The 26,295-nt window shown below is 47.6% G+C and carries 27 protein-coding genes; 20 read left to right on the top strand and 7 right to left on the bottom strand.

All coding sequences use genetic code 11. From position 1 onward, the window contains the following. Positions 1-522 (top strand): DUF2284 domain-containing protein, encoded by a 522-nt coding sequence (locus ACMQ5W_RS07065; RefSeq protein WP_419024487.1) that lies wholly within the window; start codon positions 1-3, stop codon positions 520-522. Here the strand turns inward: ACMQ5W_RS07065 and ACMQ5W_RS07060 are convergent. After that, complete coding sequence (locus ACMQ5W_RS07060) at positions 519-1,292, bottom strand: HAD-IIA family hydrolase (RefSeq protein WP_419024485.1); 774 nt, start codon at positions 1,290-1,292, stop codon at positions 519-521. The two genes, ACMQ5W_RS07065 and ACMQ5W_RS07060, sit on opposite strands and share 4 nt — an antisense overlap. Before the next feature lie 226 nt (positions 1,293-1,518). On the opposite strand from ACMQ5W_RS07060, the gene nhaC reads away from it, so the two are divergent. Together nhaC and ACMQ5W_RS07050 are read left to right on the top strand one after the other, a co-directional pair. Beyond that, complete coding sequence (gene nhaC, locus ACMQ5W_RS07055; protein ID WP_419024483.1) at positions 1,519-3,039, top strand: Na+/H+ antiporter NhaC; 1,521 nt, start codon at positions 1,519-1,521, stop codon at positions 3,037-3,039. A 6-nt stretch (positions 3,040-3,045) separates the two neighbouring features. Next, a complete protein-coding gene (locus ACMQ5W_RS07050; RefSeq protein WP_419024481.1) occupies positions 3,046-3,549 on the top strand; it encodes a hypothetical protein in 504 nt (167 codons plus the stop codon). Between the two features lie 29 nt (positions 3,550-3,578). Here ACMQ5W_RS07050 and ACMQ5W_RS07045 read toward each other — a convergent pair whose 3' ends face one another. The 6 genes from ACMQ5W_RS07045 to ACMQ5W_RS07020 all read right to left on the bottom strand — a co-directional run bounded on the left by ACMQ5W_RS07045 (position 3,579) and on the right by ACMQ5W_RS07020 (position 7,414). Further along, a complete protein-coding gene (locus ACMQ5W_RS07045) occupies positions 3,579-4,043 on the bottom strand; it encodes a hypothetical protein (RefSeq protein WP_419024479.1) in 465 nt (154 codons plus the stop codon). Further along, positions 4,028-4,483, bottom strand: a complete 456-nt coding sequence (locus ACMQ5W_RS07040; RefSeq protein WP_419024477.1) for a hypothetical protein — start codon at positions 4,481-4,483, stop codon at positions 4,028-4,030. The genes ACMQ5W_RS07045 and ACMQ5W_RS07040 overlap by 16 nt, the downstream gene beginning before the upstream one ends. Positions 4,484-4,665: 182 nt before the next feature. Then, positions 4,666-5,247 carry a 2-oxoacid:acceptor oxidoreductase family protein gene (locus ACMQ5W_RS07035; RefSeq protein WP_419024475.1) on the bottom strand — a complete coding sequence of 194 codons (582 nt, stop codon included), beginning with the start codon at positions 5,245-5,247 and terminating at the stop codon, positions 4,666-4,668. Continuing rightward, complete coding sequence (locus tag ACMQ5W_RS07030) at positions 5,247-6,068, bottom strand: thiamine pyrophosphate-dependent enzyme (protein ID WP_148490570.1); 822 nt, start codon at positions 6,066-6,068, stop codon at positions 5,247-5,249. Before ACMQ5W_RS07030 ends, ACMQ5W_RS07035 begins: the two co-directional genes overlap by 1 nt. A 1-nt stretch (position 6,069) precedes the next feature. Continuing rightward, positions 6,070-7,212, bottom strand: coding sequence for a 2-oxoacid:acceptor oxidoreductase subunit alpha (locus ACMQ5W_RS07025; RefSeq protein ID WP_148490571.1), 1,143 nt, complete (start codon positions 7,210-7,212; stop codon positions 6,070-6,072). 1 nt (position 7,213) lies between these two features. Then, positions 7,214-7,414, bottom strand: a complete 201-nt coding sequence (locus ACMQ5W_RS07020) for a 4Fe-4S dicluster domain-containing protein (protein WP_148490572.1) — start codon at positions 7,412-7,414, stop codon at positions 7,214-7,216. Positions 7,415-7,964: 550 nt separating this feature from the next. On the opposite strand from ACMQ5W_RS07020, the gene ACMQ5W_RS07015 reads away from it, so the two are divergent. The 17 genes from ACMQ5W_RS07015 to ACMQ5W_RS06935 all read left to right on the top strand — a co-directional run bounded on the left by ACMQ5W_RS07015 (position 7,965) and on the right by ACMQ5W_RS06935 (position 26,230). After that, a complete protein-coding gene (locus tag ACMQ5W_RS07015) occupies positions 7,965-8,165 on the top strand; it encodes a 4Fe-4S binding protein (protein WP_419024473.1) in 201 nt (66 codons plus the stop codon). A gap of 18 nt (positions 8,166-8,183) precedes the next feature. Beyond that, entirely contained in the window at positions 8,184-9,233 is a 1,050-nt protein-coding gene (locus tag ACMQ5W_RS07010) for a 3-methyl-2-oxobutanoate dehydrogenase subunit beta (RefSeq protein ID WP_148490574.1), read from the top strand. Then, complete coding sequence (locus ACMQ5W_RS07005) at positions 9,234-9,971, top strand: thiamine pyrophosphate-dependent enzyme (protein WP_419024471.1); 738 nt, start codon at positions 9,234-9,236, stop codon at positions 9,969-9,971. It abuts the gene before it with no gap. Between the two features lie 2 nt (positions 9,972-9,973). Next, positions 9,974-10,504: a 2-oxoacid:acceptor oxidoreductase family protein gene (locus ACMQ5W_RS07000; protein ID WP_148490575.1), complete on the top strand. Its 531-nt coding sequence runs from the start codon at positions 9,974-9,976 to the stop codon at positions 10,502-10,504. Positions 10,505-10,531: 27 nt separating this feature from the next. Further along, on the top strand, positions 10,532-12,631 hold the full coding sequence (locus ACMQ5W_RS06995) for an acetate--CoA ligase family protein (protein ID WP_419024469.1): 2,100 nt from the start codon (positions 10,532-10,534) through the stop codon (positions 12,629-12,631). An 11-nt stretch (positions 12,632-12,642) separates the two neighbouring features. After that, complete coding sequence (locus ACMQ5W_RS06990) at positions 12,643-13,896, top strand: pyridoxal phosphate-dependent aminotransferase (protein ID WP_419024467.1); 1,254 nt, start codon at positions 12,643-12,645, stop codon at positions 13,894-13,896. 66 nt (positions 13,897-13,962) lie between these two features. Then, entirely contained in the window at positions 13,963-15,393 is a 1,431-nt protein-coding gene (locus ACMQ5W_RS06985) for a sodium:solute symporter family protein (RefSeq protein ID WP_419024465.1), read from the top strand. 94 nt (positions 15,394-15,487) lie between these two features. Then, positions 15,488-16,717 carry an MFS transporter gene (locus tag ACMQ5W_RS06980; protein ID WP_419024463.1) on the top strand — a complete coding sequence of 410 codons (1,230 nt, stop codon included), beginning with the start codon at positions 15,488-15,490 and terminating at the stop codon, positions 16,715-16,717. A gap of 11 nt (positions 16,718-16,728) precedes the next feature. After that, positions 16,729-19,362 carry a 4-hydroxyphenylacetate decarboxylase large subunit gene (gene hpdB / locus ACMQ5W_RS06975; RefSeq protein WP_419024461.1) on the top strand — a complete coding sequence of 878 codons (2,634 nt, stop codon included), beginning with the start codon at positions 16,729-16,731 and terminating at the stop codon, positions 19,360-19,362. A 4-nt stretch (positions 19,363-19,366) separates the two neighbouring features. Further along, on the top strand, positions 19,367-19,636 hold the full coding sequence (hpdC, locus tag ACMQ5W_RS06970; RefSeq protein ID WP_419024459.1) for a 4-hydroxyphenylacetate decarboxylase small subunit: 270 nt from the start codon (positions 19,367-19,369) through the stop codon (positions 19,634-19,636). Next, positions 19,629-20,567 (top strand): 4-hydroxyphenylacetate decarboxylase activase, encoded by a 939-nt coding sequence (hpdA, locus tag ACMQ5W_RS06965; RefSeq protein WP_419024457.1) that lies wholly within the window; start codon positions 19,629-19,631, stop codon positions 20,565-20,567. Before hpdC ends, hpdA begins: the two co-directional genes overlap by 8 nt. A 17-nt stretch (positions 20,568-20,584) precedes the next feature. After that, entirely contained in the window at positions 20,585-21,424 is an 840-nt protein-coding gene (locus ACMQ5W_RS06960; protein ID WP_148490583.1) for a MurR/RpiR family transcriptional regulator, read from the top strand. Between the two features lie 12 nt (positions 21,425-21,436). Next, complete coding sequence (locus ACMQ5W_RS06955; RefSeq protein WP_419024455.1) at positions 21,437-22,270, top strand: MerR family transcriptional regulator; 834 nt, start codon at positions 21,437-21,439, stop codon at positions 22,268-22,270. A gap of 207 nt (positions 22,271-22,477) precedes the next feature. After that, positions 22,478-23,179, top strand: a complete 702-nt coding sequence (locus ACMQ5W_RS06950; protein ID WP_148490585.1) for a DUF5058 family protein — start codon at positions 22,478-22,480, stop codon at positions 23,177-23,179. 20 nt (positions 23,180-23,199) lie between these two features. After that, on the top strand, positions 23,200-23,952 hold the full coding sequence (locus ACMQ5W_RS06945; RefSeq protein ID WP_148490586.1) for a hypothetical protein: 753 nt from the start codon (positions 23,200-23,202) through the stop codon (positions 23,950-23,952). Continuing rightward, on the top strand, positions 23,942-25,117 hold the full coding sequence (locus ACMQ5W_RS06940; RefSeq protein WP_419024453.1) for a M20 family metallopeptidase: 1,176 nt from the start codon (positions 23,942-23,944) through the stop codon (positions 25,115-25,117). The genes ACMQ5W_RS06945 and ACMQ5W_RS06940 overlap by 11 nt, the downstream gene beginning before the upstream one ends. A 279-nt stretch (positions 25,118-25,396) precedes the next feature. Beyond that, positions 25,397-26,230: a MerR family transcriptional regulator gene (locus tag ACMQ5W_RS06935; RefSeq protein ID WP_419024451.1), complete on the top strand. Its 834-nt coding sequence runs from the start codon at positions 25,397-25,399 to the stop codon at positions 26,228-26,230. Positions 26,231-26,295: the final 65 nt, after the last annotated feature.

The following is a 26,295-nucleotide window of genomic DNA, read 5'->3' as shown; positions in this document are numbered from 1 at the left end:
ATGAAGATTGAAACATTTGAAAAGACCATAAAGGTCGACGAATTTGTCGAAGGTTATGTCAATGTGGAGGAGTTTTTAGAATGCTGCAAGGCATGCGAAAACTACGAACAGGTGTGGTCCTGCCCCACATATGACTTTGACCCGGTAGACTTTTGGAGAGGGTTCGAGAATCTCTATGTCGTGGGAAAAAAGATGATCCTGGAGGAGGAAGAAAAAGAAAACTGGGAAACTCTCATGACGCAGGTCAAAGAGGATTTGACAGAAACCCTCTACGTTTTAGAAGGACAATATCCCCACAGACAATCCTTAAGCGCTGGCAACTGCAAGATCTGCGGTGAGGGAAACTGCACACGAAAAACTGGCGAACCTTGCAGGTACCCAGAAAAAATGAGATATTCTATCGAATCCCTGGGAGGGAACGTTGGATTGACCGCCAGTAAGCTGTTGGGAATCGACTTGCAGTGGATTGCCGAAGGGCAGATTCCCGATTACTTCGTGCTGGTAGGCGGTCTCCTGTACTAGTCGGCAATTTCGCCGATGTTGTTCAGCACCAGTCGCGGCCGGTAAGGGAATTGGTCGATTTCGTCCCGGCTGGTAACGCCTGAGAGTACGAGAATCGGGTCCAGACCACTCTCAACACCGCCGATAATATCTGTATCCATACGATCACCGATCATAGCAGCCTCTTCAGAATGTACACCCAAAAGGCGGAGTCCTGTTCTCATCATCAGAGGATTTGGTTTCCCGATGAAGTAGGCCTGCTTTCCTGTTGCCATTTCGATAGGAGATATCAATGCCCGGCAGGCAGGAATGATACCTCTGCTGGAAGGTCCCGTCAGATCAGAATTGGTACCTATTAGTTTTGCGCCTCCCCGGACCAACGCGACAGCCTTGCAGATGGCCTCGTAGTTATAGTTGGGACTTTCGCCGACGATGACATAATCAGGTTCTTTATCTGTAATCGCTACACCGCACTGATAGAGCGCACCCACCAGTCCCGGCTCTCCGATGACATACGCGCTGCAGTGATGGGTCTGCTCGCTGACGAATTTTGCTGTAGCCAGCGCACTGGTGTAAAAGTGCTGCTCATCGATATCCAGCCCCATCGTCTTTAATTTCAGACGCAGTTCTAAGGGCGTCTGCCCGCTGTTGTTGGTCAGGAATAGAAACTCCTTATTTTCTCTATACAGCCAGTCTACAAATTCTTTTACGCCTGGCAGCAATCGTCCTCCCCAATAGATGACACCATCCATATCACAGATAAATCCTTTTTTTGCTCTTAATTCCTCCATAGCGCCTCCTTTCATTACTCCTATTATAAACCATTAAGGTTAAATTTAGTATCTTGTTTTTGTTAAGACCTTGTATCTTGTGCAAAATATTGTCGAATTTTGTAATTATAATGACAATACCAGTTTACATGGAAATAATCATAAAAGACCTCGAAGGTTTGGATTACAATAAAACTGGAAGCGAGTACTTCGCGCCGAGCGTTTATTTTATTATAGGAGGTAGATTATGACAGAAGCAAAAAAACCGCGTCTTCCCAATAAGTTTGAGGCGTGTATTCCAATCATCGTACTGCTGGGTTTGATGATTTGCAATTACTTATTAGACTGGGGTCAGGACCCCCATATACCGGTATTATTAGCGGCCTGTGCCGCCTGCTTTGTGGGCAAGTTCTGCGGACAAAATTTTAAGTCCATGTTAGCAGCAGGCATCGACTCCATCAGCCAGTCTATGGAAGCATTTTTGATTCTGCTTTTTGTAGGATGTCTGGTAGGTTCCTTTGAATGGTGCGGAACCATTCCAGCTCTTGTGTTTTACGGATTAAAGCTGCTTACCCCGGTTATCTTTTTGCCAGCAGTATGTCTGCTATGCGCCATTGTCGGTTTGTCCCTGGGATCAGCATACACGGTATCTGCGACTCTGGGCATCGCCTTTATGACCATCGGTCAGACTATGGGCATCAATCCGGCATTGATTGCTGGTGCAATTCTTTCTGGTGCCTGCACAGGAGATAAGTTCTCACCATTATCAGACTCCACCAACTTGGCAGCAGCATCTGCACAGACAGGACTGTTTGACCACGTAAGAGCCATGACCATGACCACCTTCCCTGCGTTCATTCTGGCACTGATTGGATTTACGGCAGTCGCCATTTTCGGGGAAGCCGGCGAATACGATCCTACCATGGTAAACGGGCTGGCAGATGCCATTGAAGGGAATTTTAAGTACATGAGCCCTGTCCTGCTCCTGCCTATTCTGGTCATCATCCTCGTAGCCGTGATGAAGATGCCGGCTGTCCCGGGCGTGCTGCTGGTATCGGCGGTAGGCTGTGTATTTGCAGTGCTGTTCCAGGGTGCATCCTTTAATGACTGCATCACCATGGTCCACTATGGATATACGGCAGAGACAGGTAATGAACTGGCTGATACCCTTCTCAACAGAGGCGGGATGGATTCGATGCTGTGGACGATCAATGTAGCTCTGATTGCCATCGGCTTTGGCGGTATCTACAGTCAGATTGGCGCGGTAGAATCTTTACTGGGAAGATTTATCAGGAGAGTGCATACACCGTTCCAGATGGTGCTTACCACGATTCTGACGGCGATGTTCTGTATTGCGACCATGTGCGACCAGTATCTGGGTCTGATTGTACCAGCGGCTATGTACAAAGAAAAATATGACGACTTGGGCCTTTCCAGAAATCTGCTTTCCAGATCCATGGAAGACGGCGGGACTCTGTGGTCACCGATGATCCCTTGGTCATCCTGTGGCGCATACCACTCCAGCATGCTGGGTGTAAGCACGCTGTCCTACATACCGTTCTGCTTTACAAATATACTAAATCCAATCATTTCTATTGTTACAACAGCATGGGGCGGCAATATCCTATATGCTGATGGAACGTTTACCAACTTCTTTGGCAAACTGAAAAAGGGCAGTCCAGCTGCGGCCCCTGAAGAGGCCCATGAGACGGCGATGGAAAACCTTGCTGAACTGCGGAAAAACGGAACTTATAAATCCCTGGAGTAATTCGTTATGATATATAAAGGCATAATACAGTCGCGTTCACTGTATAGACGAATTTTGATACTGATTGCATGCGCAGTACTGTTATATCTTGAATTCGTGAGAGGACAGTATCTTTATATCGTGCTGACTCTGCTTCTGGTATTGGCGGTATTTCATCATAAGGAACACATTGTGTCAGAAGAAGGGGTGGACATCAAGTATAACCTCTTCGGCTTTACGACGACCAACAGGTGGACCTGGGATCAGATTACGGCGGTCCAGCCCGATTATATCAAAGAGCGTCCCAATGCAAGGGTTCTGTTTGAAAAAGATGCAGTAATTCGATCCTTTCTGTTTACTGCCGCAGATTGTCAAGCTGTGATGAAATTGGCAGCAAAGATGAATCCGGAGGCATTCGTCGATGATTATACAGCAGAAGAACAGGAACAGATGGCAGAAGAAAAGCGCAAGAAGCAGGAGCAGCTGCGTGCGCAGAGAGTCAAGGCTAGAAAAGCTAAGAAGAAAAAGTAAATAGGCGTTACATAGAGAGAGGGCAGATTTTAATCTGCCCTCTCTAATATATTGCGTGCCTGTTCAATTATATTCTTATCACATTTTGTCAGTCTGATAATTTCTGCTTCGCTGATGCCATTTTCCAACATGTTTTTGATGACTTCGGTCACACCTTGTTCTATGCCCAGCTGACGCCCGGTTTCCAATCCATTATTAAAGGATTCCTTGGCCGCGTCCTTGGCGCGGATTTCTGCAAACTGTTCCCATGTGATTTCTTCAAACAACATATTTCCCACCTCCTGGCTGTATTTCCGTAAAAATTCAGCGTTGAAGTTTTCTGTGATGCAGCGCTTGATCGCAAGATTGATGGAGTCATGCAGGCTGAGACATGCTTTCAAGTTATCCCTGGTGTAAAAGATGAGCCTGCTGTAGCCCTCCAGCGTTCTGCTGCGCTTCAATATCTCATTATCTTTATTATACTGCAAATTGATGATTTTTACCACCAGTTCCATGGAATTTTCCGGTGGCACAGCTTTGAAACTGTCGGAGAGGCGTAGGATTTTTGCGTTCCATTCTGCTTGCCTGTATATAGGACGAAGAATTCAGGAACGGGGATATCCTGCCTTGTCTGGCTGTAAATGGCTGAAGTAAGAATCAGGTGCTCCAGGGTTCTCCCCATATAGACTGTTTGTCTGACGGGCATGTTGGGATTGATAGAAGCCTGATGTTCCGCCAGAACCACGAAGCGGTCGTCAATAAGGAAACCCAGATCATTTTTCCGGTCTATGTAGGCCACATCTTCCAGAGTGGTGATTTCTACAGGGGTGTCGGGTCCATAATGGGAGTTTTCCAAAGCGTTATACAGCTCAATGATCTTGTCTTTTGTAGAGAACAGTTTGCGGAACAGAGAATCCTGATAGACCCTGTTAGGCAGAGTGTTGTTTGTCGTCATGATTTTACCTCCTAGCTTATCATGGCATATAAAAAGCGCAGCAGCCTGACACGAATTTATGCCAGGCTGCTGCGCGGAACCAAAAAAGAGAATGGCAGATGCCATTCTCCATAAATGCAGGCGAAGTCCATTTCGCCTTTACCATAATTATACAGGGCAACGTTCCCTATTGCAACGGCTATTTATGCATGGGCCTTTTTCCCTTCACCTTTTTTGTCTTCTTCTCGGGCTTGCTTTACCAATTCGGCTCCCAGGTGCATCGCTTTGATATTCAGCGCTTCCGTTCCCTTCGGAATGTGGTTGAGCACCGCTTCCTCCAGGGATTTGACAGATGCAATCCGCAGGGCTTCGTTGACAGCGCCGACAGCGATGATATTGGCAGCCATCGGGTTTTTGATCACTTCTCTTGCGGAGCTGAGAATCGGCAGGGACAATACCTCGTGCTTTGCCCGCAGTCTCAGCGGCACGTCAATCTCCTCGTCTACAATGATGACGGTGTCCGAACCAATTTTCTTGGAATATTTGTTAAAAGAAATCTGCGTCAGCGATAAGAGCAGAGAAGGAATTTCCACCTTCGTGTAGTTGATTTTCTTTTCGTCTATGATTGTCTCAGCTTTGCACATGCCGCCTCTGGCCTCCGGTCCGTAGGATTGAGATTGGACGACCTTTTTCCCGTCGAGGAATGCGGCCTCTGCGATGATGATGGTGCCGAGGATGACCCCTTGACCACCGGAACCTGTGAATCTGAGTTGTTCTTTAGCCATTATTTTGCACCTCCAGCTTTGCGAATGATTTCGTCATAGAGTTCTGTATATTCAGGGCGAACCGTGTGGGACATTTCGCCGATGAGGATTTTGCCTTTTAATTCATCAGGCGTCATCTTTTCCGCCTTCTTTATGTCTATGCAGTTCTGCTCCTGCCAGTGCATCATCTGCACTGCGCTGCCTTTCTTGTTTTTACGGCCGTAGTAAGTCGGACAGATGCTGACGCCTTCAATGATTGAAAAGCCTTTGTTCTTGATGCCGTTTTCAATTAGTTTGATCATCTGCGGGACATGATAGCAGTCGCCTCTGGCCGTATAAGTGGCACCAGCGGCTTCTGCCAGCTTTGGAATATCAAAATCTCCGTCGATGTTTCCGTACGGAGCTGTTGTCCCTTTCTCACCTGTCGGTGTTGTCGGCGAATACTGCCCGCCGGTCATACCGTAGATGCTGTTGTTGAATACGACTACAGTTAAATCTATATTTCTTCTGGCTGCGTGGATCAGGTGATTGCCTCCGATGGCAGTCGCATCGCCGTCACCAGTGATGACGATGACGTGCATATCTGGCTGCGCCATTTTGATTCCGGTAGCAAAAGCAATGGGCCTGCCGTGGGTGGTATGGAGCGTATTGTAATCCATGTATCCGGCGGCCCGTGATGAGCAGCCGATGCCGCTGACGATGCTGACCTTTTCTCTTTCTAGACCCAGGTTTTCAATTGCCTGGCAGACATCTCTCATCAAAATGCCATGTCCGCATCCCGGACACCAGATGTGAGGAAGTCTCTTTGTTCGCATTGTGTTTTGTACTAGTTGGCTTGGCATGTTATTCTTCCTCCTCTACTATTTTTCTGAAGATTTCTTTCGGGGAAATGGTAGTGCCGTTGACCTTGCCGATGAATTCAACCTTCGTATCGCCTTTGATAATTCCCTCCACAGTGAGTAAGACCTGACCGTAGTTGTGTTCTACGACGATGAGCCTTTTCAGCTGTTTTGCACGTTCTACCAGCTCGTGCTCTGGGAAAGGCCAAAGGGTGACCGGACGGAACATGCCGACTTTGTAGCCTTCTTCTCTCGCCATTTCGATTGCACCCTGGACGGCTCTGGTCGTACCGCCGTAGCAGACGATGCCGATTTCAGCGTCTTCCATCTCTTCTTCTTCAAACTCCAGAATGCCGCTGTATTTATAAACTTTGATCTTTTCCATCAGTCTTGAACCTTCTTCGCCAGCGATTTTGTTATCGTTGGTCGGAAAGCCTGCCGCATCGTGGAACAGCCCTGTGATGTTGTAGAGGTTGCCTTTGCCGAAGGAAGTCATATGAGGCACATACTGTCCCTCGCCGAAGGCATAAGGCATGGAACTGATCATGTTGGTATTTCTGTTGTGAATCTCCAGTTCCTCTGTCGGAATCAATTCGCAGCCCTCTCTCATGTGACCGACGATTTCATCCATCAGCAGGATAACCGGAGTTCTGAACCGTTCAGCCAGGTTAAAGGCTCTGACCGTCTGGTTGTATGTATCTTGAACGGAACAAGGACAGATTGCAATGACAGGATGGTCACCGTGCGTACCCCATTTTGCCTGCATTACGTCGCCCTGAGAGGGGGATGTTGGCAGCCCTGTAGAAGGACCGGACCGCATGACGTCGACGATAACGATGGGAATTTCGGCAATGGTTGCATAGCCGATATTTTCCTGTTTGAGAGAGAATCCCGGACCGGAAGTAGCAGTCATCGCCTTCATCCCTGCCACTGATGCACCGAGGGCAGCAGCAATTCCTGCAATTTCATCTTCCATCTGCATAAATTTACCGCCTACCTGAGGAAGTCTTACTGCGCTTCTCTCTGCAATTTCGGTGGAGGGTGTGATTGGATATCCGGAATAAAATCTCATGCCGGCAGCGATGGCGCCTTCAACACAGGCTTCGTTGCCTTGGAGCAATTGAAATCTCTTCTGTTCGTTTGCCATGTTACATCGCCTCCTTTTCTACCCAGATCGCGTAGTCAGGACAGCGCTGCTCACATAAACCGCAGCAGATGCAGCCTTCAGGGTTTTTTACTACAATTTTTTCATGCTCTAATACCAGTACTTTCTTTGGACAGAACTCGACGCAGTATCCGCAGCCTTTGCACCATGCGGGTTCCACGACGAGTCTTTTACCATTCGCCATTTCTTTCACCTCTTAGTTCGTTTTCATTTATAAATATACCTTCAGAGGAAGGTGTTCATGTATGAATATAGCACAAATTCTTGAGAAATAGAGGAAAAAACATTTTCTGTACGATTATACATTATACGAAATTTGTGACGGTTTTTCACCACACAAGGAAAGGTCTGGCGCGGGTAGACAACGAGAAAAGACTTATGGCAGATTTTCGTCGGAAAAAAATTGTGCACGGTGACATATTTATAGGGACTTAATTCATAAAATAGCAGAAAAAGAACTTTCTGATAATTTTGTATAGTGAAAATATTTTTTCTGAAAAATTAAATATGGGTAATGTATTCTCTTTAAAAACATAACAATTGCAATGTATCCGGAATATAACAGAAAATTTATAAAATAATGAAAACTTCTCTTTTTTGCTTGACAATTATCAAAATGAAGCATAGAATGAACTTGAAATTAATATTTCTAAAATATATTATTTTTGAAATTTTTTTAACACAATTTCGAAATGTAATAATCACATAATTTAAGATTGCGGGAGGAAAAAACTATGGCGACATTGAACTTGAACGTCGAAAGGTGCAAGAGCTGCAGTTACTGCATCATCTCTTGCCCGAAAAAAGCGCTGCAACTTTCCGGCTCACTGAACAAGGAAGGTTACGACTACGTTATTGTTGAAGATGACAAATGCATTCGGTGCGGAATCTGCTATACAGTCTGTCCGGATAATGTATTTGAAATCGCTGAGTAGGTGTTGGAGGTGAACGACATGAAAAAAATGTGGAAAGGCAATCACGCCATTGCCGAGGCAGCGCTGAGAGCGGGCTGCCAGTTTTATGCAGGATACCCTATCACACCGCAGACAGAAGTGGGAGAATATCTATCCAGCAGAATGCCTGAACTTGGACGGACGTTCCTGCAGGCTGAAAATGAGATGTCCGCAGTCTATATGATCTTCGGTTCTTATGCCTGCGGCATGCGATCCATGACCAGCTCATCTGGTCCGGGATTTTCCCTGAAACAAGAAGGTATCGCATATATGTGTGCCAACAATTATCCGGCAGTATTTGCCAACGTTCAGCGCTGGGGTCCGGGACTTGGGACGCTTGATTCTGCGCAGACAGATTATCTGAGAGATACGAGAGGCGGAGGCAACGGCGATTACAGAGTCATCGTCTATGCACCGAACAGTATCCAGGAAACCGTAGATTTGATGTACAACGCATTTGACGTTGCAGAAAAATATAGGAACCCAGTAGAAATCATGTCAGAAGCGGCACTCGGGCAGATGATGGAACCAGTCGCATTCCCTGAATTTAAAGAGAGAACGGAGGATCTGGGCTGGACCTTTGACGGCACCAACAGACCGCATGGGAGAATTGAGAATCCAGAGAAGCCAGGCTTTGTAAGAAACAAGATCAAGACCATGGAAGAAAATGAGCAGCAGTGGGAGAGCTATATGGTAGAGGATGCAGAGTACATATTTGTAGCTTTCGGATTGCCATCAAGAACGACGAGAAACGCAGTAGAGCAGCTGAGAGCAAAGGGCGAGAAAGTGGGACTGATCAGACCAATTACCGTCTGGCCGTTCCCGGCAAAGGCCTTTGCAGAAGCTAAGGGAGATATCAAAGGTCTGATATCCGTAGAATCCACTGACGCAGGGCAGCTAATTGAAGACGTAGCTCTGACAGCAAAGAAGACGGGGCACGGAAATGCACCTGTATATGGATTATTCTCAGGCCAGAATATTCCAAAGACAAAAGAAATCATTGAATACTTTGAAGGAATCAAAGCAGGACAGATCAAGGAGGTGTTCTAAGTGGCAGTATTAACAACACCAAAAATGGTGAGCATTCCGAACTCATTTTGTGCAGGATGCGGGCATGGCCTCCTGAATCGTCTGATTGCGGAGGTAATTGAAGAGAACGGGTACGAGGACAAAACCATTGTTACTCTCGGCGTAGGCTGTTCTTGCAATATGAACCACAGCTGGAACGGAGACAAAATACAGACGGCGCACGGCAGAGGGGCCAGCACGGCAACGGGTATCAAGGTGGCAAGGCCAGACATTTTATCCATTGCCTATCAGGGCGATGGCGACGCCTATGTTATCGGTCTCGCTGAAACACTGAACGCAGCTTATAGAAATACCAACATTACCGTTTTTGTCGTCAACAACAACAACTTCGCCATGACTGGCGGCCAGATGTCCTGGACCACCATGCCGGGACAGAAGACTACCACCAGCGAAGCAGGCAGAGACCCACAGACGACAGGTTTTCCAATCAAAGTGCCTGAAATTGTTGCCGGCTTTGACCAAGTGGCTTATGTAGCCAGAGGGTCTGTACATAGTGCAAAGGAAATAAACAATCTGAAAAAATATGTCAAGAACGCAATCGAAGCGCAGCTGCAGAACGAAGGATATTCACTAGTAGAGGTGCTGGCACCATGTCCGACCAACTGGGGCATGAACTTGGAAAAATCCATCGCCTGGATGGAAAAGGAAGTTCTTCCGTATTATCAGGTTGGAGAATTGAGAGAAAGGACAGGGAAATAAGTATGGAAATAGTATTTGCAGGTTTCGGAGGACAGGGAGTTCTCACTTCCGGATTAATCGTTTCAGAAATGGCCCTGCAGGAGGGTATGAATGTTACCTGGATGCCTGCTTATGGACCTACCATGCGAGGCGGCAAGGCATACAGCGTTGTAAAATATTCAGACGGTCCTCTGGGCGGTCCTGATATGGAAGACATGGATATTCTCGTAGCTATGAACCAGCCATCTCTGGAATACATGAAATACATGAAGGACGGCGGCTTAGTCATTATAAACAGTGACAATGTGGCAGATGATGTGGAAATCGATGATAAATATGATTCCGTCAGGATTCCGTGCATGACATTGGCGCTCAAGGTGAATAACCCGAAAGCGGCAAACATCGTCGCCATCGGGGCCATGATTAAAAAATGCGGGTTATTTGAGGAGGAAAAGGCAAAAGCTGCTCTGAAAAAAATCTTTGAAGAAAAAGGAAAAGGCAAATTCACGGCAGCAAATGAAGCAGCCTTTATGGAAGGCTATCACGGCCTGTAAGCAGGGGCTTTGACGGAGGAACGAAAAATGAATTTAGAAAAGCTAATCAAGCCAAAAAGCATTGCCGTTGTGGGAGTCAATGATAAGCCGGGCTTTGGCAGCGGAGCAGCAAAAGGTGCATTGGGAAGCCGCAATGCAGATCGTGCCTATTTTGTCCATCCAAAAAGAGAGGAACTGTTTGGCAAGAAATGTTATCCGTCCCTTTCTGATCTGCCAGAGGTTGTGGATTGTGCCGTACTCTGTACGCCCGCAAAGACCGTCAACGCTCTGGTAGAGGAAGCCGGCAGGTGCGGTATCGGCGCGGCCGTGGTCTTTGCCAGCGGTTTTTCAGAAGAAGGCACAGCGGAAGGAAAGCAGATGGAGGAAGAGCTGAAAGCAATCGCTCGCAAATATGATATCTGCGTTCTGGGACCCAACTGTTTCGGCATGCTCAACAACGTGGATAAAGTCAACATGTGGGGCGGCCATACTTTCTGGGACTTGGACGACGATTCCCATGGCATTGCCATCATCGCCCAGAGCGGATTTATTTCAGCAGAGATTCTGAACACTGACTTTTTCAACGTCTCCTATGCAATCTCCTCTGGAAATGGAAATATCGTGACATTGGAAGACTTCATGGAATTTGTCATAGAAGACGAAAGTGTATCAGTGGTGGCCATTTATCTGGAAGGCGTGAGAGACGCTGAGCGGTTTATCTCTTCCCTGAAAAGGGCGGCAGAAATCAGAAAACCGGTCATCATCCTCAAATCGGGAAGGTCAGTCAAGGGAGCCATCTCAGCAGCCTCTCATACAGGCAGCATGGCTGGTTCCAACAAATCCTACATGAGTATCTTTGAGAAATACGGTGTGATTGTGGCGGATACTTTGGAGGAATTCATGTGTCTGGCACAGACCGTCAGCGTACTGGACGGCACCTTTCCGACCAAAAAAGAATACGCAGTCATCAGTTTCTCTGGCGGTGAAAGCACGCTCAGCGCAGATATTGCCGAGGAAATGGGCGTAGAGTTGGCAGAAATTTCGGAAGAGACCAAAGCGGAAATGCAGAAATATATTCCGGATTTTGCCCAGGCAAAGAATCCATTGGATGCGACTACTTCTCTCTTCCGCGATGACGAGAAGACCATCGGCCTGTTGAAGGCCCTCAACGACGACCCGGCTGTCGGCGCCATTACCGTCGGCACCAACATCAAAAAGGACTTCGATGATACGACAGCTTCCCTGTGCGGCGCTATTGCCAAGGCAAAAGCGAGAGGTGTAAAGAAACCGGTACTGGCGATTCCTTCCTTAGAGGGTTACCGTTTCCGTGAGTCGAGAAAGATTTTGGAAGATGCAGGCGTACCGCTGATGTCCTCCATGGGAACCTCTTTCCAGGCCCTTGCCAAGCTGGCGAAATTCTCAGAATATGACTACAAAGCAAGAACCTTAGAAAGTGCAGTACCGGCCGTTCACGGTGAAAAGACAATGGCTCTGTCGGAATTCGACTCCAAGGCGGAAATGAAGGCCAACGGTGTTCCTGTTCCCGCACAGGCAATTGCCAGGACGGATGAAGAACTGATTGATGCAGTGAAAGTGATGAATTTTCCGCTGGTCATGAAGATCAATTCCTCGGAAATTCTTCATAAGACCGACGCCGGCGGTGTAAAACTCAACATTATGAGTGAGGAAGAGGCGTTGGCAGCAAGCAAGGAGATTTACGCCAATGTTGCAAAGTCGATGCCAGGTGCTTCCACGGACGGAATTCTGGTTCAGGAAATGGCACCTGCTGGCGTAGAAATCATCATCGGTGTGACCAACGACAAGCAGTTTGGCCCGATGCTCCTGGTGGGCCTGGGCGGCGTGTTTGTAGAAGTATTCAAGGATGCAGCACTTTATCCGGCACCATTATCCAAGAACGAGGCGCTGAATATGCTCAAGGAGCTGAAATCCTTCAAGATGCTCACTGGTTATCGCGGATCAAAGCCGTGCGACATTGATGCCTTGACAGATATGATGGTAAAAATTGCAGACTACGCATACAAGCATAAGGATGAAGTCAAAGAGATGGACCTTAACCCTGTATTCGTATACCCAGAGGGTGAGGGCGTCTGCGCAGTAGACGCTTTGATCGTAAAATACACCGATTAGGAGGGTGAAAAATGGCAGTAAAGACAATGACCGCTTCCCACGCAACCGGGAAAGGTAAACCGGATGCCAGCTTCAGTTCCGCTGGCAAAGGAAAAGTGGCAATCGCAAAATATGGAAAAGAAAAAGTAGTGGACGCCACCTTGGGCGTCTTGAAAGATGACAATGGCGACTTTCTAACGCTGAAGGGCGTAGAAAAGATCTATCGGAATCTTCCCGGCAACGAGCTGATGGATTACGCGCCCATAGAAGGACTGCGCGAATTCCTCGATGCTGCAACAGAATGCATCTTTCAGGGACATCAGCCGGAGCGCACTTTTACTTCTGCCGTGGCGACACCGGGAGGAACAGGCGGCATTCACCATATGATCTTCAATTATGTAGAAAAGGGAGAGACCTTTCTGATTCCGGAATGGCATTGGGGTCCTTATAGGGAAATTGCAACTGAGGTCGAAAAAAAGTGGGAACTCTATCAGATGTTCGATGAAAAGGGAGATTTTACTCTGAAGGACTTGAAAGAGAAAGCGAGGAAACTTCTCGAAACCCAGGACAGCATCATGACCATTTTCAACACACCTGCCCATAACCCGTCCGGTTATACCATGACTGACGAAGACTGGCAGGAAATCATGGACTTTTATAAAGAGTGCGCCAAAGACGAGCGTAAAAGGATCATCGTCATTTGGGATATGGCCTATATAGACTACGCCGGAGATCCCGACGAGCTGCGGACCTTTATGAAGGCTTTCGAGGATATGCCGGAGAACATTCTCGTCGCCATCGCTTACAGTATGTCAAAGTCCTTCCTGATTTACGGAATGCGGTCAGGCGCCCTGGCGTGTCTGACTTCAGCAAAGCACATTGCCGATGAGTTCGAACAGGTGAATACCTATTCCAATAGGGCGACCTGGTCAAACGGCTCACGGGGCGCACAGCGGTTACTTGCAGAAATTGTAAAGGACCCGGCGCTGAAAAAAGAAATTGATGAAGAACGCCTGCAGTACAAGGTAATGCTCGAAAAACGAGCGGCTATCTTTGTAAAAGAGGCTGCGGAGGTCGGACTTAACATTCTGCCTTACAAATCTGGTTTCTTCATCACATTACCGGCAAAGGATTCAGCAGCACTTGCTGAAAAACTTGCAGAAGACAACATCTTTGTTATCCCCCTTGCGAAAGCAATCCGTTTTGCCATCAGTGCAGTACCGACTTTCCAGGTGCCGGGTTTAGCAAAGAGGGTCAAGGACGTATTTGCAGGGCACGAGGTGTAGTCCAGCAAATAGGTTTTAGAACAGAGAATCAAAGCAGTTATTGTTATGATACGAGAGGAGAAGAAAATGGAACATAAAAATTACATACTCGTAGTAGCTGCAATTTATCTGTTAGTGCTTCTTGGAATCGGTTTCTGGGCAAAAAGAAGAGCAAAAAAAGTAAATGACTATCTAGTAGCTGGTAGAAAATTAGGACTACTGATGACAGCCTGCACAATTGCAGCAGTACAAATTGGATCAGGTGTAGTTGTCGGAGGCGCCACTACAGGTGCGGACTCTGGCGTATGGCCGGGCATGTATTATGCGCTGGGATGCGGTCTGGGATGCATTTTCTCAGGTCTGTTTATCGCAGCAAAGATGAGGGCGGCAGAAGCAGTCGTTCCGATGGATTATTTTGAACTTCGTTATGGCAACAAAAAACTGGTCCGCGCATGGGCGTGGTTCAGCAACGTCCCTTCCATGCTGGGAATCTTTGTAGCACAGCTCCTCGCATGCGGAAGTATTTTATCCGCCTTCGGCATTCCGTTCTGGTTAGGCGTCGTTGTATGCGCAGGGGTCATCCTGATTTACAGCTCCATGGGCGGTATGTGGTCCGTCGTGGTGGGCGATACCGTACAGGTCATCATCATGATGGTCGGCGTGCCAGTCGCCGCAATTACGGCCTTAGTGGCACTGACCAAAGCCGGTGTTTCACCGTTTGAAGCGGTCTACGTGACCCCGTTCATTCCGAGCGGAATGTTTACCAAGTTCGTTTACATGATTTCACCGATGTTAGTATCTATCGCAGTATCTTATGATGCATTCTTAAGATACCAGTCGTCAAAAGATTGGCAGACCGCAAAATGGGGCTGCGTCTGGGGCGGCGTTATCACCATCGTCATCGGCACGCTTGCTTCGACTGTGGGAGCTGCAGGACGTATTCTGTTCCCGAACGTTGGAAGCGACGGAATCTTTGCCTATACCGTAGGCGAAATTCTCGGCCCGATTATGGGTGCGATTGTCATCACTGCTGTTTTGGCAGCGGCAATGTCATCAGGCAACTGCCTGCTGTTGAGCATGGGCGCATCCTTTTCAAAGGACTTGTACAACAAGGTGCTCCATCCGGAGTCAAAGCTGGAGGATCTTCCACACAGCAAAACCATTGCAACGTGGACGATTATCATCGCCAGTATTCTAGGTGTACTGATCACCTTTAAACTGACGAATATCTTGGACGCAATCATTCTATTCAACTATCCGTATATGGGCAGTGTGATTATTCCGCTATACTGTGCGGTGCTGTCCAAAGGGGCAACGCCAAAAGGCTGTTATGCCGGCATGATTACTGGTGCTATCGTGGGAATCATCTGCTTCCTGGCCGGATTGGGCATCTTCGGTTTCAATGCTGACATGGGATTGTTCGCAGCCTATGTAGTATCAGGTGTCACCATAGCTGCATTCAGTGCGAGGGATAAGAACAAATTCCCGATGGTACAGCAGGATCAACACGTTGCTTAGAGAATGCAAATAAAAATTATAGTGAAGATGAACAGTGTCTGGCATTGCAAATACAGCGGTGCCAGACACTATATGCTAGTAGATAGGAAACGTTATGAAGAATAAAAAAGTATTCTATGGCTGGCTGCTCTGCGGCGCAAGCCTTCTGATGCTCATGGGCGGCACAGGCATCGTGATCAATTCGGCGAGCCAGTTTCTAAAACCAGTGACAGAAGCCTTGGGTGTGACCCGCGGGCAGTTTTCCCTATACATCACTTTTGTTTCCGTATCCTCCATGGCCCTCAGCCCCTTCGTCGGTAAGATCTATACCAAGTTCAGTCCGCGAATCGTCACCCTGGGCGGAGCGGTATTCATGGCTCTTGGCTGGATCTGCCTGTCCTGGGCCAAAAGTATTACCTTGTTTTATGTACTGGGATTGGGTATCGGTATCGGTTCTACTTTATCCGGCATGATTGCCGTCAGTGTCATCATGAACAACTGGTTCCACCTGAGCAAGGGAACTGCCATTGGCATCGCCTCTACCGGCTCGGGCGTCGGCAGCATGTTGTTTAACCCTATTGCCAGCAAGCTGATCGTGGCACTTGGGTATCAGGCGGCATACCGCTGGCTAGGCCTTTTCTCCATTTTATGCCTGCTGCCGATGATCTTTTTGTACAGATATAAACCGGAAGACATTGGAATGAGAGCGCTTGGATCTGAACTGGCGGCAGAGGAGGGCGATGCAGTCAGCTACGCAGAGCCAGAGGGCATCATGCGAAGCGAGGCTGTAAAAACGCCAACGCTGTGGGGTGTATGTTTTATCGCTTTTGCTCTGAGCGCCAGCTGTCAAGGCGTTTTTTCCCAGGCGCAGGCCTATTTTACAGATATCGGCTACAGCCCGGGAAAGGCAGCGGTATTTGTCAGTCTGATCAGTCTGTCCATGGCTCTCTGCAAGGTGCTCTTTGGATTTCTCGACGATCACCTTGGAACAAGAAAAAATTATGTTATAATGGTAATAGTATCCATAATTGGAATATTGCTGATGGAGCTTGCTAAAAATCAGGCAATTGTCTATTTGTCAGTCGTGGTATTCGGCTGTACTTTGGCTGCGACCTTTGTGCTTTGCCCGATGATCACGATCTTCACCTTTGGTCCGAAAGATTACGCCAGCATTTACGGTCTGGTCACGTTTTTTATCTTTCTGGGACCGGCAGTCGCACCGCCGCTTTCCGGCTTGATTTACGACATCAACGGCAGTTATACTCTGGCGTTTATCATATATGCACTGTTATTGGCTGCAGCCCTGGCAGTCGGAATCGTTATTTTAAAGAAGAAAAGATATTAGGAGGGAAAAATATGAGCAAAGAAGATTATATGCCGACGGAAAGAGCGGTAAAACTCATGGATATGTATTATCATTCCATGGCCTCCACTTCCATGGAATGGACTTATTGGTATACAAGAAAATACAACCAGGAGGAAGGAGAGCTTCCTCTCGTACGGCGGGCGAAGGCTCTTGCCTGCGCCTTTGAGCACGATACGCCTGTCATCTATCCCGGTGAGCTGCTGGTGGGCGCAAAGACCGGTTATCTGCGGGGAACCTTCCCTATGCCGTGGCTGATCCAGTCCTTTTTCGTATCAAAGAGCAGCGAGCTTTATGGAAAATACAAAGAAGATGCTATGGCCAGTAATGCGGTGGATGCCAAAGCAAAGATCGGTATGGGCGGAGGCAACGTGACGGAGGATCAGCCGGGTATCATCTCTCTGGCTGGCAAGTTCGGCCTGCGGGCAAAGGAAGTACCGGTGCTCAACAAGATTACAGAGTTTTGGTCGGGCAAGACGGTAGAAGAAATCGGTGAACGGCACAGCAAGTGGGTGCCGGAGTTTGACGTCAAAAACAATCTGAAACGAACCCTTACCTCCAGAGCAGATTCTGCCTATACCGTTCCCGTAGGACGTGATGTAGTCAGTTATTACTATCCGCTCCAGTACGGCTTGGATGGCATCATTGCATTCTGCGAGGGAAGAGCGAAAGAAGTTGCAGGCAATGCCGACGGAGACGGTCTGACCGGCATGGATCGTCTCTACTTCTACGAGTCCGTCGCTATTCTGACCAAAGGTATCAGCAAGTGGATTGAAAACTACGCAAAAGAGGCAGAGCGCAGGATTCCTTTGACCGAAGCAGAGCAGCAGAAAGCGGAATACCAGCAGATTGCCGACATCTGCAGGTGGGTGGCCCACCATCCGCCGAGAACCTTCAGAGAAGCCCTGCAGCTAACCTACTTTACCCATCTGGGGCTGCAGAATGAAGAAGTAGCCTCTGGTGTAGCGCCGGGCAGGCTGGGTCAGGTTCTCTGGCCTTGGTACGAGCAGGATATCGAAGCGGGGAGAATCACAGAGGACGAAGTCCTGGAACTGCTGGAGCTGCAGCGGGTGAAATTCACGGCAATCGATCTCTTCGTAAGTTCTGGCTCCAACAGCGTGCTCATGGGCAACACCTTTAACAACCTGTGCGTGGGAGGTCTGACGAGAAAGGGCCTGCCTGCCTGCAACAGATTGGAAGAACTGATTCTTGAGGCGGGAAAGAGGCTGCCGTCTCCGCAGCCGACTTTAAGTGTGCTGTGGGATGAGCGGCTGCCGGAGCAGTTTGTTCTCAAGTGTGCAGAAGTGGTGAAGACCGGCACAGGATATCCGGCCTGGATGAACAACCGAGTCGCTACAGACTTTCTAATGCAGCAGTACGGGGATGAAGGGATGACCGTAGAAGAAGCCAGGGCCTTTTCCATCGGCGGCTGTCTGGAGACAGCACCGGGATGCTGGAAAGAGTTGACACTGAACGGGAAAACTTATGAGATTCCTGTAGGCGCCAGCAACTCCACCTCTCTTGGCGTACACTTTATCTCCAACCCAAAGGTTTTGATGCTGACCTTGTTCAACGGAAAGGATCTCAAAAACGACCTGCAGATTCTGCCGCCGCACAACAAAACCCTTGAAACCTATGAAGAACTCTGGGCGCAGTACCAGGCGTATTACGAGTACATCATCGAGGTACAGAGAAAGTGCTGCAATATTCAGCACGATATCTGGCGAAAGGTCAATATTCCAATCTGGCAGTCGACGCTGAAACCGGATTGCCTGGAGAAAGGCCATCACGCTGGGGATATGGGTTTCCGCTACAATGCTACCTATAATATTGAAACCACAGGAACCATCAATATGGTCAATTCCCTGGCCGCCTTAAAAAAGCTGGTTTATGAAGATAAGAAATACAGCTTGGAAGAGATGAAACAGGCCCTCAAAGATAACTTCGGATATTATGAGCCGTCGGAAACGGAGGATAACAATGCATCCATCACAGAGCAGAAGCGGAAACCGGACGGTACCAAATACGATCAGATTCTGGGTGACTGTCTGGCTGTGAATAAGTACGGCAATGACGACGATTACACCAACGCCATTCTTTACGATTACGAGGACTGGATCTGCAGTGCGGCGAGAAAGTTCGAGTCTCTCTTCGGTAAGAAGATGTACGCTTGTCAGATTTCTGTATCCAGCCATGGCCTCCTTGGTTCGGGATGTATGGCCACGCCGGACGGGCGGTTGTCAGAGACCACCTTTGCCGACGCCTCCATGTCAGCCTTCCCGGGTACTGATAAAAACGGCCCTTACGCCCTCTTCGAGTCGGCTACCGGTTGGGATCACAGCCAGTCTCAGAACTCGCAGATGAACTTGAAGATTCATCCGAACGCGATTAAAGGTGACGTCGGTACAAAACATTTGGCTGACTTGGCGCAGGCTTACTTGAGAAGGGGCGGCTTTCATATCCAGTTTAACGTGGTCGACAACAAGACACTGCATAAGGCCCAGGAAGCGCCGGAAAATTACAGAGACTTGATGGTGCGCGTGGCAGGCTTCACCCAGTATTGGGTTGAAATCGGAAAACCGATTCAGGATGAGGTTATCGCTCGTACGGAATATGAAGGAGTGTAAGACTATGGAAAAATGCAAGCACAATGACTGTCTGAACTGTGAAAGTGTGGATGTGATGAAGGGGCTGTGTCTCCTCGATGAGCAGTTTGTCCCTTTTGATGGGGATGGGTGCCCTCGCTTTGTCAAAAAACCAAAATGCAAGTTCTGCTCTCACTATGAAGCGGGTGAGGAAGCGGATATGGGTATTTGCAAAGGTTTAGGTGCTCCTTATTGGATTTCCGGGGAAATGATTGCCAAGACCTGTGAAAGCTATGTGGAGAAATGCGATGGATGACAGGAAAGGTCTGGTTTTTGATATACAGGGTTTTTCTGTCCACGATGGTCCAGGGAGCAGGACGACCGTTTTTTTAAGCGGTTGTCCGCTTCAATGCAGGTGGTGTGCAAATCCGGAAGGCTGGAAGGTCAGGCAGCGGCTGATGTACAGCAGACAGAAATGCCGCGCTGACCAGGAAGACTGTCGGCGTTGTATTGAAGCTTGCAGCAGGAATGCAATCGGCAAGGCTGACGAAGGAATTGTCATCGACAGAGCCCTTTGCGAAAGCTGTGGGGATTTTTTCTGTACACAGAGTTGTTTTAAAGAAGCGCTGCGGCTTTCTGGCAATTGGTATCTGCCTGAGCAGCTGATGGAAATTCTTGCGCGCGACCGCAATTACTGGGTCGGCGGCGGTGTCACCTTTTCCGGCGGGGAACCTTTGATGCAGAAGGCGTTTATCCTCGACGTTTTGAAGAGATGTAAGGAGGCGCGTATCCACACGGCTGTAGAGACTACCGCCTTTGTGGAACCTTCGTTTTTCTTAGAAGCGATGTCATATGTTGACTTTGCTTTTATAGACATCAAACATATGGATGAAACGATGCACAGAGCACAGACCGGCGTCTCCAACCAATTAATATTGTCAAATATCAAAGCCCTTGCACAGTCAGAGTGGCAGGGAAGATTCATATTGCGAATTCCGGTGATTAAGGGGTATAATGACAGTAAGGATAATATCCAAAAAGCAATAGACTTTATGGAAGAGACAAAACTGCAGGAAATCAACCTCCTCCCTTTTCATCGTATGGGCGATTCTAAGTGGAGCCAGCTGGGGGAGCATTATGACTATAGAGATGCTGAGGCTCCAAGTGATGAAGAACTGCAAGAGATGCAGAAGTTGTTTTCTCAGAGAGGACTTTCCTGTTATATTGCCGAGGATGTAAATTACTGACGCAGGAGGATTGCACTATGAGCAGTATTACTGAGAGGATGCAACAGGCAAATCTGACGAAAAAAGAGCGCACCATCATCGAAAAGATCACCAGAGATATTGAGAAGACTGCATTTCTTAACGGAATTGGGCTAGCGGAACGATATGATGTTTCGGCGACATTTATTACCAGGCTGATTCAAAAACTGGGGTACGAAAAGTTTGCAGACTTTAAAAAAGAGCTGCGCGACCGTTATCAGAGAATGACCTTTCCGAAAGATATGTACAGACATTTTCTGGAAGGAGGCGGCGGCAATATTGTCAAAGCGTCCATCACACAGGATGTACAAAACATCTCCAACATGGAAACCCTGTTGGATAAGAAGGTGCTGAACAAAGTCGTCAGCGCCATAGAGAAGAGTGACACGGTATACATGGTCGCCATGTTCGGCAGTGAGGTGGCTGTCGACGCCCTCTTTTATTATCTGGGCAGACTGGGGATGAAGCGCCGGAAGGTAAAAGGAGTTGGACTATCTAAAAAAATTGAATTCACCAACATCGGCAAGGACGATGTGTTAGTGGCGTTCAGCAGCCAGAGAATCGTAAAGGAGGTTGTCGCCGCAGCGGAATATGCGCGAAAGCAAGGGGCAAAGACAGTAGCGATTACTGACAACGCCACAAATCCTCTTGCCTGTGCCTGCGATTATACGCTTCTGTCGCCAGTCAAGGGGGTGGCTATCGACTACACCAATGCAGCCAACATTGCCATGATCAACGTCATCGTCAATTGCCTGGCGGAGAGAGATCCCGAAAAAGTACAGGCCCAATTGGAAGAGGATGAAAGATTCTGGAAGAACAAAGATATTTTCTGCATGTAAATAGGTGAAACCATGAAAATAAAAGCTGATAACTATACGATAGGCGATCTTGCTAAATTTTATGGGGTCTCAACGGACACCATAAGGCTGTACGACAGAAAAGGCGTCCTCCTTTCACAGAAAAACGACGAGAATAACTATCGCATCTACAGCAGAGATGATATGATCATGATGGATTTTATCGTCAAGCTTAGAACGCTGGAGATTCCGCTGACCGACATCAAAAAAATAACAGGAGATTTCAGCATCAAAGAAACTCGTAAATACTGTCTGCATAAAATAGAGCAGATTGAAGAGGAAGTTGAGAGACTCTTGAACTTAAAGATGAAAACAGAAAAACTGCTGGTATCTGTAGAGGCGATCGAGAATCATCTGGACAAGATTACGATTTGTGAAAGCCCGGTATTTATTTTACGAGATGTCAAGGACGGTATTGCCGCTGCTAACGAATCTCTTCAACGACTCAATCTGGATACCCTTCCCATGCTGACCGTTTATGGAAACAATGTTTTTTCTCCGGAAAGGATGAGAATGACTAGAGCAATCGGAACCAGGGCATCTGTCGCAGACTATTATATCAGCAAGGAGGACGACAGGGGGGTAACGAAATGTGACGACTTCCCCTATGAGGATTATATCGTTGTACCGTCGAAACTGGGCATCCGCACCATCATCAAAGCGCTGCCTGAGCAGGAGTATGATTTTCACTATAGAATCGAGGAATATGCAAAAAAACATTATTTTAAGCTAACTGGAAAAGTTCTGAATAGAACCCTGCTGGCCAAAAGCAAGGGCGTTTACTGTGCAGATTACTACGAATGCTGGTATTTCATCGAGGAAGATTAGACCTTCAAAACCTTGGATGTGGTCAAAGGTTTTGATGAAATAGAGCGGAGGGAGTCCCTGCGAAAAAGAAAATAACAGAGAATTTACGCAAAATTCAGCCAGATAATGGCTGAATTTTTTGCTTTTTTGCTCTTGACCTTTGACTAGGACAAAGATTTAATCTTGAATTAACGAAAAAATCAGAAATCATGAAAGGTTGGAATTATTATGAGTTTTAAAGAAATCTCTCAAAGCGGCGTCTTATACGCCTGTGTAGCCGTGGGGCTTTTGACAGTGGTTGCCATATCTGTTCTCTATCTGCGGAAGAGCTATAACCATGCCATTGCCTGTGGCGTGTCAAAAGAAAAGATGAAGGGCATTATCAAATCCTCTATTTCTTTTTCCATCGTACCGTCTATTGCCATCATTGCTGGGTTGATTTCCCTGGCGGCAGTCATCGGCCTGCCCTATTCCTGGTTCAGACTTTCCGTACTGGGATCGGTGACTTATGAACTGATGGCTTCTAATATGGCACTGTCCTCTTTGGGGCTGGATCTGAGCAATGCCACCGGGTACGCTTTTGGTCTGGTCATGTGGGCGATGTGCCTGGGCATTACTATCGGAAACGTTTTCAACATCTTTATGTGCAAGAAAGTCCATCTCGGCCTCAAGAAGCTGGGCGGCAATGACAAGAAATGGGGCGTGCTTTCTCAGTCTGTCTTTATGAATGCTCTGTTTTTAATTATGATCGTACCGATGATTGCAGGAGGCGGTGCCAGCCTGCTCACCTTGATTACCAGCGCATGTTTGGGTATTCTGGTCAGCCTCATCGTGGAAAAGACCAATATGAAATGGCTGGGGAATTTCACTTTGGCAATCAGCCTGATTGGCGCCATGGCAGCGTCGATCTTCTTTGACAGCCTATTTTAGATATAAGGGAGGAAATAAAAATGAATAATAACGTGGATGCTAAAGCTTACTATGACGGTATGCACAGGTTGGGCAAGTGGATGACCTTTATCACCTTGATCGTGTTCTGCGGCGTGCCCTTTGTGGTCTGCATGGTTTATGGAATTATGCCAAAGGTTTCTGATGTTCTTTTGGCTTCTGGAGGATTACTGGCAATTTTTATTCCAGCAGCGATTGCGGAACTGATTGCCGATACACCTGTCATGGGTACTTCTTTTTACCTGTCCAGCATCACAGGGAACATCATGAACCTGAAACTGCCAGCAGTGCTTAACGCCCTTAAGATTGCGGATGTCAAACAGGGAACCCAGGAAGCAGATGCGGTTTCCGGTGTAGCTGTAGCTGTGTCATCCCTTACGACTATGATCATTATCGCCGTCGGGGCGTTGCTTTTGACGCCGCTGAAACCGATTTTGGAACTGCCGCAGGTGACTACGGCAACGCAATATGTCTTGCCGGCTTTATTTGGCTGTCTGATGCTCTCCATCTTCAGCAAAAACGCAGGAGGCGGCACTGTCTTCCACGGCCATCTGAAGGCGCTGATCATTCCTTTCATTATCGCTGCCGCCCTGTATTTGTATATCATCCCGGAATATTATGAGTTGTACCAGGGTTTCATCATTATCGGCTGTATTCCGCTGTTGTATGCCATCACCAAGATCATGTACAAAAAAGGGATTATAAAAGTTGAGATGAAAGAAAATCAGGAAGGAGATCAGGAAGATGCAGCATAGAATCGACGAAATCGTAGAAGGACTGAGTCAGGAACTGCGTGACTTGACTTTGGCGATACATGGGAATCCAGAGCTTGGATTAGAAGAATTTGAGGCCTGCGCATTACAGGTCCAGCTGCTTAAAAAATACGGGTTTATCATAGAAGAAAAATACTGTGGCATGGACACTGCCTACAAGGCTTCTTATAAAAGCGGAAAGCCAGGACCGAAAATCGCGATGCTGGCGGAATACGACGCTCTGCCGGGCCTGGGCCATGGCTGCGGTCACAATTTAATCGCGATGATTGCGGTAGGATCTGGCATCGCCATGAGAGAATTTGCCGATATGTACGGCGGAGAGATTCACGTGTTTGGAACGCCGGCAGAAGAGTCCATCGGAGGAAAAGTAATCATGGCGGATGCAGGGGCATTTGATGATATGGATGTCGCCATGATGAGTCATCCTTCCCATATGGATGCAGAATCCATGAACACCCTGGCGATTGACTCCTACAAGGTCAGCTTTCACGGGAAAACGGCCCATGCCGCGGCGGCCCCTCATGAGGGAGTCAATGCATTGGATGCGGTTATCAACTTTTTCAACATGATTAACGCGCTGAGGCAGCAGACCCAGGAGGACGCCCGCATTCACGGCATTATCACCAAAGGCGGCGAAGCGCCCAATATTATTCCCGATTACAGCGAAGCGATCATTGAGGCGAGAGCGGCAAAGATTGACTATTTGGAAGACCTCTGCCAGAAAGTTCTGCATTGTGCAGATGCGGCAGCCATGGGGACTGGCTGCACGGTAGAAATCGGTCCTGGAGGCGGAAAGTTTCTGGATACCAACAGCAATCTCGCTTTATCTGGGATCAATGCCAGGCAGATGAAGGCTCTGGGGCTGGACCTGCTGCCGCCATCATCAACTCCGTTGCCAGCTTCTTCGGATTTGGGCGATGTCAGCTATCGCTGCCCTGCGATACAAAACACCTTTGCGATGATAGATAAGGCTGTCGGCGGCCCTCACACTGCTGCGTTCGCGGAAGCGGCAGCCAGCGACAGAGCCATTGAAAGAGGATTGTTGTTTATCAAGGGTTTTGTCTTAACGGCCATTGAACTGATGACCAAACCAGAAGAACTGGAAATGATTCAAACTGAGTTTAATAAAATCAGCAGAAGACCTTGACTGCGATTCCTTTCAACCTTTGCCATTTCGTCTCAAAAATGCTATATTTGTTATATCATGACGATTCCTCTAAAAATGGAATCGAACGTCATGATTCAATGAACGCTTCCATGCAGCGAAGCTGTAGGATCGTGCGTTCATTATATCATGTGCATTCCCTTGAAAATTAAATCGTAGCACATGATTCAATAGTTCCTACATTGCGGCAACGCCGTGAGATCATGGAACTATTATATCACAATTATACCTTATAACATTTAGATGACGGAAGGTGCCGCTATGAAATACAAGCTGGACAACTACAAAGTGGGAGAAGTCGCGAAATTTTACGGTGTTTCGGTGGATACCGTCAGGTTCTATGACAGAAAGGGCGTGCTGAAACCAGAAAAAAAGGGCGACAACAACTATCGCACCTATAACAAAGAAGAATTTATCTCTATGGATTATATCATGAGACTGCGTAGTCTCGGCATTTCCATTGAAAATATTAAAAAAATGGCCTCCAATGTATCACTGGAAGAATCCCTGGAAGTGGTCAGCGAAACAGAACGTGAAATTGAAGCGCAGATCAGACAGCTGGAAAATCAAAGGCGGATGATCAAAGGGTATAAGGCGAAGCTGAAAGACTGTGCGGAAAGATATGGCATAGTCACGATGGAACAATCTCCCGCCTTTATCATCAAGGACATCAAAACGACCATGAAAGAAACGATGGACGCTTTTGAAAAGCTGGAGCTTTCCACGTTGCCGCTGCTGGGGATTCTGATTGACAGCGAGCGCTATGACGATATGGAACTGTATAACTGCTTTATCGACCGTACCCAAAGACAAAAAATCTGCAATTATATTGTGGCCGCGTCAGACTATGAGGGAATCAGTAAAAAGCCGGGTTTCCCAATGACGGAATTTGAAATTATCCCGCCTAGACGATGTGTGCATATCATAGGAATGGACTACACCAATATCGATTATTCTTCTATCAAGCCGATATATGACTTTATCGAAGCCAATCATCTGAAAATCATCGCACCGCCTTTTCTTCGCATTCTTGCTTTGGAAAACAGAGGAGATGCTGGTGTAGAATATACGGAGATGTGGATTCCAGTGGAGTAAAAAACTGTCTGATTTTGCAGGCAGTTTTTATACTTTTTGTATTGACCCTTGACCAGGTTCAGGGT

Source organism: Emergencia sp. (genome assembly GCF_048465375.1).
Lineage (GTDB): Bacteria > Bacillota > Clostridia > Peptostreptococcales > Anaerovoracaceae > Senimuribacter.
The sequence above is the reverse complement of the archived record's forward strand: the minus strand, read 5'-3'. Positions and strand labels throughout refer to the sequence as shown.

What these genes read in the sequence shown, in the direction of transcription:
- ACMQ5W_RS07000 (WP_148490575.1), top strand. Translation starts at nt 9,974, where the DNA reads ATGGAAATAGTATTTGCAGGTTTCGGAGGACAGGGAGTTCTCACTTCC.
- ACMQ5W_RS07020 (WP_148490572.1), bottom strand. Translation starts at nt 7,414, where the DNA reads ATGGCGAATGGTAAAAGACTCGTCGTGGAACCCGCATGGTGCAAAGGC.
- ACMQ5W_RS07030 (WP_148490570.1), bottom strand. Translation starts at nt 6,068, where the DNA reads ATGCCAAGCCAACTAGTACAAAACACAATGCGAACAAAGAGACTTCCT.
- hpdC (WP_419024459.1), top strand. Translation starts at nt 19,367, where the DNA reads ATGGAAAAATGCAAGCACAATGACTGTCTGAACTGTGAAAGTGTGGAT.
- hpdB (WP_419024461.1), top strand. Translation starts at nt 16,729, where the DNA reads ATGAGCAAAGAAGATTATATGCCGACGGAAAGAGCGGTAAAACTCATG.
- nhaC (WP_419024483.1), top strand. Translation starts at nt 1,519, where the DNA reads ATGACAGAAGCAAAAAAACCGCGTCTTCCCAATAAGTTTGAGGCGTGT.
- ACMQ5W_RS06945 (WP_148490586.1), top strand. Translation starts at nt 23,200, where the DNA reads ATGAATAATAACGTGGATGCTAAAGCTTACTATGACGGTATGCACAGG.
- ACMQ5W_RS06960 (WP_148490583.1), top strand. Translation starts at nt 20,585, where the DNA reads ATGAGCAGTATTACTGAGAGGATGCAACAGGCAAATCTGACGAAAAAA.
- ACMQ5W_RS06985 (WP_419024465.1), top strand. Translation starts at nt 13,963, where the DNA reads ATGGAACATAAAAATTACATACTCGTAGTAGCTGCAATTTATCTGTTA.
- ACMQ5W_RS07015 (WP_419024473.1), top strand. Translation starts at nt 7,965, where the DNA reads ATGGCGACATTGAACTTGAACGTCGAAAGGTGCAAGAGCTGCAGTTAC.
- ACMQ5W_RS07025 (WP_148490571.1), bottom strand. Translation starts at nt 7,212, where the DNA reads ATGGCAAACGAACAGAAGAGATTTCAATTGCTCCAAGGCAACGAAGCC.
- hpdA (WP_419024457.1), top strand. Translation starts at nt 19,629, where the DNA reads ATGGATGACAGGAAAGGTCTGGTTTTTGATATACAGGGTTTTTCTGTC.
- ACMQ5W_RS07050 (WP_419024481.1), top strand. Translation starts at nt 3,046, where the DNA reads ATGATATATAAAGGCATAATACAGTCGCGTTCACTGTATAGACGAATT.
- ACMQ5W_RS06995 (WP_419024469.1), top strand. Translation starts at nt 10,532, where the DNA reads ATGAATTTAGAAAAGCTAATCAAGCCAAAAAGCATTGCCGTTGTGGGA.
- ACMQ5W_RS06990 (WP_419024467.1), top strand. Translation starts at nt 12,643, where the DNA reads ATGGCAGTAAAGACAATGACCGCTTCCCACGCAACCGGGAAAGGTAAA.
- ACMQ5W_RS07065 (WP_419024487.1), top strand. Translation starts at nt 1, where the DNA reads ATGAAGATTGAAACATTTGAAAAGACCATAAAGGTCGACGAATTTGTC.
- ACMQ5W_RS07035 (WP_419024475.1), bottom strand. Translation starts at nt 5,247, where the DNA reads ATGGCTAAAGAACAACTCAGATTCACAGGTTCCGGTGGTCAAGGGGTC.
- ACMQ5W_RS07045 (WP_419024479.1), bottom strand. Translation starts at nt 4,043, where the DNA reads ATGGAACTGGTGGTAAAAATCATCAATTTGCAGTATAATAAAGATAAT.
- ACMQ5W_RS07010 (WP_148490574.1), top strand. Translation starts at nt 8,184, where the DNA reads ATGAAAAAAATGTGGAAAGGCAATCACGCCATTGCCGAGGCAGCGCTG.
- ACMQ5W_RS06935 (WP_419024451.1), top strand. Translation starts at nt 25,397, where the DNA reads ATGAAATACAAGCTGGACAACTACAAAGTGGGAGAAGTCGCGAAATTT.
- ACMQ5W_RS06950 (WP_148490585.1), top strand. Translation starts at nt 22,478, where the DNA reads ATGAGTTTTAAAGAAATCTCTCAAAGCGGCGTCTTATACGCCTGTGTA.
- ACMQ5W_RS06940 (WP_419024453.1), top strand. Translation starts at nt 23,942, where the DNA reads ATGCAGCATAGAATCGACGAAATCGTAGAAGGACTGAGTCAGGAACTG.
- ACMQ5W_RS06980 (WP_419024463.1), top strand. Translation starts at nt 15,488, where the DNA reads ATGAAGAATAAAAAAGTATTCTATGGCTGGCTGCTCTGCGGCGCAAGC.
- ACMQ5W_RS06955 (WP_419024455.1), top strand. Translation starts at nt 21,437, where the DNA reads ATGAAAATAAAAGCTGATAACTATACGATAGGCGATCTTGCTAAATTT.
- ACMQ5W_RS07040 (WP_419024477.1), bottom strand. Translation starts at nt 4,483, where the DNA reads ATGACGACAAACAACACTCTGCCTAACAGGGTCTATCAGGATTCTCTG.
- ACMQ5W_RS07060 (WP_419024485.1), bottom strand. Translation starts at nt 1,292, where the DNA reads ATGGAGGAATTAAGAGCAAAAAAAGGATTTATCTGTGATATGGATGGT.